The organism is Armatimonas sp. (assembly GCF_043760365.1).
Lineage (GTDB): Bacteria > Armatimonadota > Armatimonadia > Armatimonadales > Armatimonadaceae > Armatimonas.
Genome location: NZ_JAYUPA010000162.1, coordinates 1 through 6,089, shown reverse-complemented (window position 1 = coordinate 6,089; position 6,089 = coordinate 1). Strand labels below are relative to the sequence as shown.

The following is a 6,089-nucleotide window of genomic DNA, read 5'->3' as shown; positions in this document are numbered from 1 at the left end:
CATGGCTGAGTTTGTGTACTTCAACGGGGAGTTTGTTCCCAAAGAGCAGGCGACTGTCCCCCTCTTCGACCACGGGTTTCTCTACGGCGACGGCGTCTTTGAGGGCATCCGGGTCTACAACGGTAACGTGTTTGAGCTGCCAGCGCACGCGGCGCGACTGCTCGCGGGTGCCCGTGCGCTTGGGTTCCCTCTCGGAGAGCTTGACGAGGCGAAAGCCAGCGAAGCGATTCTGGCGATTTGCCGCAAGAACGACCACCAGAACGGCTACATCCGGGTGAACCTGACACGCGGCACCGGGCTGGGGCTCGACCCGGAGCACCTGGAGCCAAAAGTCAACTTCATGATCGCCACGCGCCAGCTCGCGCTTTATGGTTCGGAGCTGTACGAAAAGGGCCTCCGCATGATCACCTGCTCCACAAGGGTGCCGTCGCCCGATGCCATTGACCCACGGATCAAATGCACTGGCAAGTACATCAACAATATTCTCGCTAAAATGGAAGCCAACCGGGTCGGAGCGGGTGAGGGCATCATGCTCAACCAGCAGGGCTACGTTGCGGAGGCCACCGGCGACAATGTGTTTATCCTAAGAGACGGCGCTCTGTCCACCCCGCCGCCGTCGGCGGGCTGTCTGAAGGGCATCACGCGGGGGGTGGCCATCAAGCTGGCCCAGGAGCAGCTCGGGCTGAAGGTCGTTGAGGAGAACCTGACTCTCTTTGATCTCTACTCCGCCGACGAGTGCTTCCTCACCGGAACCGCCGCCGAGATCATTCCCGCCGTCTCGCTCGATGAGCGCCTGATCGGAGGCGGCAAGCCCGGCCCGGTCACCGCCCGGCTCGTCGAGGCGTTCCGCACCTACACCCAAACCACGGGTACGCCGATCTGATTAGCGGCGCTCGTCGCGGTGAAACTGGCAGACGGTCGTTGTGACCAGATCAAAGCCTCGTGGTGTCTGGGACTCGGCACGTCCAGAGGAGGCCAACTTGTCGGCATAGACAGCAAAGAGCGTGTTGCGATCCCGTTCGGTAATCGCGAGGGGAAGGTGGGCGCGGGCAAACATCACATCACTCACCTCGGGGCTGTGCCCATCCAGCCCGAGCGCATGCCCCAGCTCGTGTGCAAGAACCTGGGCCAGCAGCTCGTCACTCAGGCTCCCATCCACCAGAATCTTCGCCTTGACAATCTTGCTATCGCTGCGCTGGAAGGTGACAGTGGTGCTACCGATGATATCTCCACCGAGCGAGTCGGCGGGCACGGACTTCACCTCGATATCAAAATCGGTGCCCGTGGTGGGCGTGAATGTAAAGAACTCAGAAAAGTACGGCTCCCAGGAAGCCAGAGCGGTCTGGAACCGTGCGTCACTCTCCTGCCCTGCCACTAAATTAACCCGGTAGCGTAGCGCAAGCTTTGTCCACTGACGTCCTTCCCCGAGGGCATCACGGTAGTTGGGTTCGTACGGACGCGATGAGACGGGAGCGGGTGTGGGGGCTACGCTTCCGGCGGAGCATCCCGTAAGCACTCCAACACCCCCGAGCAAAAGAGCGGCGGGTATCCAAGCATAGAGAAGTTTCACAGTCTTAGTGATCGGCACTTTTTGCATAGTGGCCTACCGTAGTCCTACCAGTCCCTGCTTCGCAAGCAAGAATCTAGGCCAAGGGAGTCAGGATTCGTGCACAGTGCTCGCAGGAAACGAGCGTCTCCCCACGCCGCGCCGCACTGGCAGACTGCGAGTTGACACGGGTATGGCACGCCCCACAGGCATCATCCTCACCGATGCCGGAGCAAGCAACCCCGCCCCCGTTTTTCTTGCCACGCAGCGCCTCGTAGCGGGCCAGCAGGCTCTTGTCACTGATTTCGCGTTCGGCAGTATCGCGTGGTGCTTTTAGCCCCTCGAACTCCACCGTCAGCTCTTTGTGGCGTGCCTCGTAGCTGGCCCGGGTCTTCTTGAAGCGGCTGGCCTGGAGAAGCTGCTCTTTCTCCGCGTTCTCAGCGATTGCCACTGCCTCCGCCGCGGCGTCCATGGCGAGTAGAACCACTTCCTCGGCACTGTCTTTCTGGCGTACCAGCATGTCTAGCTCTTTCTGAAGATTTTCCAGGTCCCGGGAGCCGGTGACACTGCCACTGTAGAGGCGTTTTTCTTCGTGCTTGCGCTTGGTCTCGATAGTTTCCAGCTTCAGCTCGGCATCTTTCTGGTTTGTCTGCGCCTTTGTGGCTACCGCGCGCAACACCTCCGCTTCTTTCTTCCTGGTGTTGTAGAGCCCGAGAGCGGCTGAGCCATTGTCTGTTGCCGCAAGGGTTGCTCTTGCCTTGTCGATCTGCGAATCCACCACCTGCAGCGCCAGTAAGCTCAGCAGATCGTCGCGGAGAGGTTTACTCATAGTTTTCGCTTTCGCTTGGGGTTGTAGCGGCGCATCAGAAACGGCATCATTTGCTGGTACATACGAGCGCGCGCCCGTACGCCACGGAGAAGGCCGAGTTTAGCTTCTTTGGTGGGGTGGGAAACATCTTTAAGCACCACATCGGTCATGGGAAGCCCCTCGCCCATGACAAAGCTCGTGATCGCCAGCTCAACGCCATAGCGCGCATCGGCAAGACACGGAACGCTGAGAAAAACCTCCCGGCGGATGGCACGCTGGCCGGAGATATTGGGTGCGAGGATCTGTGCCAGTGTCGTCCAGAAGTTCCCGCCTCGGAAGACTCCCAGCGCCATCACTTTCTCGCCACTCTTCACCGGCGCGAGTAGGTTCTCCACATGGGCGATGCTCAGCCCGGTCAGATCCGCATCCAGAAAGAGCAATATATCCGCACCATCTGCTTCATCGGCACCGCGCTGCATCGCCGCACCCTTGCCCTGATTGGGTTCTTGCCGGATCACGCGCAGTTTTCCCACCAAACAGGCAGAGTGCTGGTTTGCCACAGAAAACGTATCATCAGTGGAACCATCGTCCACGGCGATAATACCGTCCACCGATGGCGCGGCGGCAAGCACGTCCAAAACGGGCAAGATCCGTCGGCCTTCGTTGTAGGCAGGCACAATCGCGACAACCCTCACGGGGCTTTGTAGGTTCCCTTCCGGTAGTTAACGGCGCGGCGCAGCGCGGCGTCAATGCGCTTACTTGTCATGGGGTGGGATGAGAGAAACTGATCAAGCCTTCCGCCCCCGCCCCCGCCGGTCTTGGCCTGCATCTTATTAAAGAAACTTGCCATCGCCTCGGGCCGGTAGTTCATTCCCACCAGGTACTTAAAACCAAACTCGTCAGCTTGCGTCTCATCACCGCGTGAGAACTCCAGGGCCTTGACTCCCGTGAGAATCCCAGCAACTTTCTCGCCATTCTCGCCACCACGCAGTAGGATATTTGCCAGGCCAAGAAGTGTCGCCGTCTCATTGCTCTTTTTGATCTGCTTCATCGAGTGGCGCTTGGTAATGTGGGAGATCTCATGCCCGAGCACGGAGGCCAGCTCATCATCTGAGTCGGTTAGCCGAATGAGGCCCGTGTAGAAATAAATCGGACCACCGGGCACGGCGAAGGCGTTGATCTGGTCGGACTGCACCACTTTTACCGTGTAGGGAACGTCCCAGTCTTTGCGGGCCAGAGGCAGGAGCTTCGCCGCCACACGCTGCACGCGCTCGTACTCGGGGCCACGGGTGATAATCGGCCCATCCGGGAGCTTCTGCTCGTACTCACGAGCAAACTGCTGACCAAGCTCGACTTCTTTTTCTTTGGAGGGCAATCCGCCCCCCTTGCACCCGAAACTGGCAAGCGCCAGCAGGGCCAATGAGGCACACCAGAACCTTCTCATGGCTTTTTTGGTTCTTTCTTTCTCTCGGTCTCCCAGAGAGATCCCACTTGTTTTGATAGGGATTGTACCGTACTTTGCAGCTCGCCGAGCGGGTCGGCCCCCTGTGCACCCGCATAGGCTTTCTGTGCTGTCTCCGCTGCTAGCTTCGTTTCACGCGCCGCCTCTTCGACTTTTTTAGCCTTCAGTAACGCCTGTGCTTTTTCCGCATGTGCCTTAGACTCCCGAAGTAGCGCCAGCGAGCGTGTCAGTGTAGGCTTGTCGCCGGGAGCCGCGGTGTGCTTCCCTGAGGCTCTCCGAAGCTGTACAAGCTCGGTCTTGAGCTGCTGCACCTGCCCTATATTCCAGATCAGTGCCGCCGTAAGCGCCGTAAAAAACAGCCAGCGAAACAGTGCGCTAAAAAACTTCATAAAGCCAACCCCCTATCCCCCGCCCGGCGGGGGGACTTTGCCGCCGTGGTGTGCGTGCATGGCATGCTTTAGCCTCAGCTCTAGAGACAGCGCGAGCCGTCCCGAGGTTGCCAGCAGCATCCCGAGCGGCTGCACGATCCCGACAGGCGTGAGTGAGACACGCTGATTGCAGCGATCCTGTGCTCCCCAGCGGTACTTATAGCCTTCATCACCACGCAAAAAATCAAACTGTGACGCGCCGTCCGCCTCAATGGCGTGCTGAATTGCCTTGGCCGTGAGCACCGTTCCCGGCGAGAGCTTCGAGAGCGTCGGATCGAAGCCTCCCAAGTAGTAAAATGTAGTGGAGCCTTTATGGAAACAGTAGAGCGCCGCGACGGGCTTGCCATCCAGCCGGAGCGTGTGCAGGCGCAGGTTCCCGGATACCAGCAGGCTCTCTGCCGCATCACGGTGAAAAGCACGGGCGGCGTGCGAGGCAAACGCACCAGGCATCCAGCGGCCTCGCCAGCGGAGCTGATGGAGCGTGAAAAATGCCTCCATGTCCTCCCGCAGCGTCTCGAAAGTGGCGAGGCGCAGCTCCAGGGTGTGTAGCTTTGCCATAGAGCGCTCGTAGTACCCGACATTCTGGCGCAGTTTCTTACTCAGACTTTTCAAAAAGGCATCGTAGGTCTCGGGCAGTGGTACAAACGGGCACGTCTCGCCTTGCCAGATCTGGGCACCGGGCAGCCTCGGGGCGACACTTTCGGGCCGCACTTGCTGAAGATCCGCCCAGAGCCAGCGCGTGCGATTTTGCTGAAGCCACTGTGCAATCGCCTCCGCCACGTCTTGCTCACGCTCGGGTAGTGCCAGAAAATCAAGATAGTCCGAGCCGCCCGTGCCCACTACGCGTAGCACTCCGGCGGAGCGAAAGAGGGGCGCCAGTCCGATGACGCTGCCCGCACTGTCTTCAACACGCAGTGCAAAAAGTTTCTTACCCGCCCGATTGTGCGTCCACCACGCAGTGCTCCACTCCCAGGTCTGGAAGATTGTCGCGCTCTGTGATGCCGCCGCGAGCAGCTTCCAGGGCATCTCTAGCTCCTCAAAATCGGAGACACAGTGAATCTTAAGCACGGTGGCCATTGTACCTTGCTCTTTCAGCAACTATCCGTTATACTTAATTCCGATCAAATTATATGACATTTACGACCAAAGAAGACTATGGCCTGCGTGCGGTGCTGGATCTGGCAGCACAGGGAGGCACCGCGCCCGTGCAGGCGCGGGAGATCGCGGCGCGTCAGCAGATCCCCGAGCCCTTCTTGGAGCAGCTTCTCGCGTCGCTGCGCCGCGCCGAAGTGGTGCGCTCGATTCGAGGGGCGGGCGGCGGCTACGTTCTCGCAGATACCCCGGAGCGTGTGACTGTTGGGGCGATCCTGCGGGCGCTCTCCGGGCCGCTGATTCCCCATGAGCTCATCTCGGGCACTCCTGAGGAGCCTGAGTCTCTAGGGGCGATCCCCGAAGTGCAGGTCGTGCGCGGTGTCTGGCGCGAGCTTCGAGCCGCGCTGCTCTCCGTCGTGGAGAATGTGACCGTCGCGGAGCTTTTGGAGCGCCGCGCCACTACCCGCGAGGGTTTTTTGGCAATGCATATTTAGTCGCCCCGCCGAAGCAGTCGCTCCCATAAACGGGGGCGTGATATTGTCCTCGTGCCTCGGACACAAAGGGCGTCCCGCCCATATGGCCGCTTGCGGCCTTCGTGTCGGAGCCTGCGAGGACAATAAGACGCTCCCGTTCATGGGAGCGAGAAACAGAGGAGCGAGAGAGAAGAATGATGAAGATATACAATAACCCGACGGAGCTGATTGGCAACACGCCGCTGGTGCGCCTCAACCGCGTCACCGACGGAGCCGAAGC

At 59.8% G+C, this 6,089-nt stretch carries 8 protein-coding genes; 2 read left to right on the top strand and 6 right to left on the bottom strand.

Going from position 1 to position 6,089, the window contains the following annotated elements; translation table 11 throughout:
• Positions 1-883: branched-chain-amino-acid transaminase (gene ilvE, locus ACH2EH_RS04065; RefSeq protein ID WP_395139201.1), on the top strand; the 883-nt coding region annotated here is incomplete at its 5' end.
• Here ilvE and ACH2EH_RS04060 read toward each other — a convergent pair.
• From ACH2EH_RS04060 to ACH2EH_RS04035, 6 genes are all read right to left on the bottom strand, one after another.
• On the bottom strand, positions 884-1,597 hold the full coding sequence (locus ACH2EH_RS04060) for a matrixin family metalloprotease (protein WP_395139199.1): 714 nt from the start codon (positions 1,595-1,597) through the stop codon (positions 884-886).
• A gap of 46 nt (positions 1,598-1,643) precedes the next feature.
• Positions 1,644-2,375: a zinc ribbon domain-containing protein gene (locus tag ACH2EH_RS04055; protein ID WP_395139196.1), complete on the bottom strand. Its 732-nt coding sequence runs from the start codon at positions 2,373-2,375 to the stop codon at positions 1,644-1,646.
• A complete protein-coding gene (locus tag ACH2EH_RS04050) occupies positions 2,372-3,049 on the bottom strand; it encodes a glycosyltransferase family 2 protein (protein WP_395139194.1) in 678 nt (225 codons plus the stop codon). Before ACH2EH_RS04050 ends, ACH2EH_RS04055 begins: the two co-directional genes overlap by 4 nt.
• Positions 3,046-3,729, bottom strand: coding sequence for a M48 family metallopeptidase (locus ACH2EH_RS04045; RefSeq protein ID WP_395139192.1), 684 nt, complete (start codon positions 3,727-3,729; stop codon positions 3,046-3,048). The genes ACH2EH_RS04050 and ACH2EH_RS04045 overlap by 4 nt, the downstream gene beginning before the upstream one ends.
• A 65-nt stretch (positions 3,730-3,794) precedes the next feature.
• On the bottom strand, positions 3,795-4,205 hold the full coding sequence (locus ACH2EH_RS04040; protein ID WP_395139190.1) for a hypothetical protein: 411 nt from the start codon (positions 4,203-4,205) through the stop codon (positions 3,795-3,797).
• 12 nt (positions 4,206-4,217) lie between these two features.
• The gene (locus ACH2EH_RS04035) at positions 4,218-5,342 is read right to left on the bottom strand and encodes a GNAT family N-acetyltransferase (RefSeq protein ID WP_395139188.1); all 1,125 of its coding nucleotides are present in this window, start codon (positions 5,340-5,342) and stop codon (positions 4,218-4,220) included.
• A gap of 32 nt (positions 5,343-5,374) precedes the next feature.
• On the opposite strand from ACH2EH_RS04035, the gene ACH2EH_RS04030 reads away from it, so the two are divergent.
• Positions 5,375-5,830: an RrF2 family transcriptional regulator gene (locus ACH2EH_RS04030; protein ID WP_395139186.1), complete on the top strand. Its 456-nt coding sequence runs from the start codon at positions 5,375-5,377 to the stop codon at positions 5,828-5,830.
• Positions 5,831-6,089 lie beyond the last annotated feature (259 nt).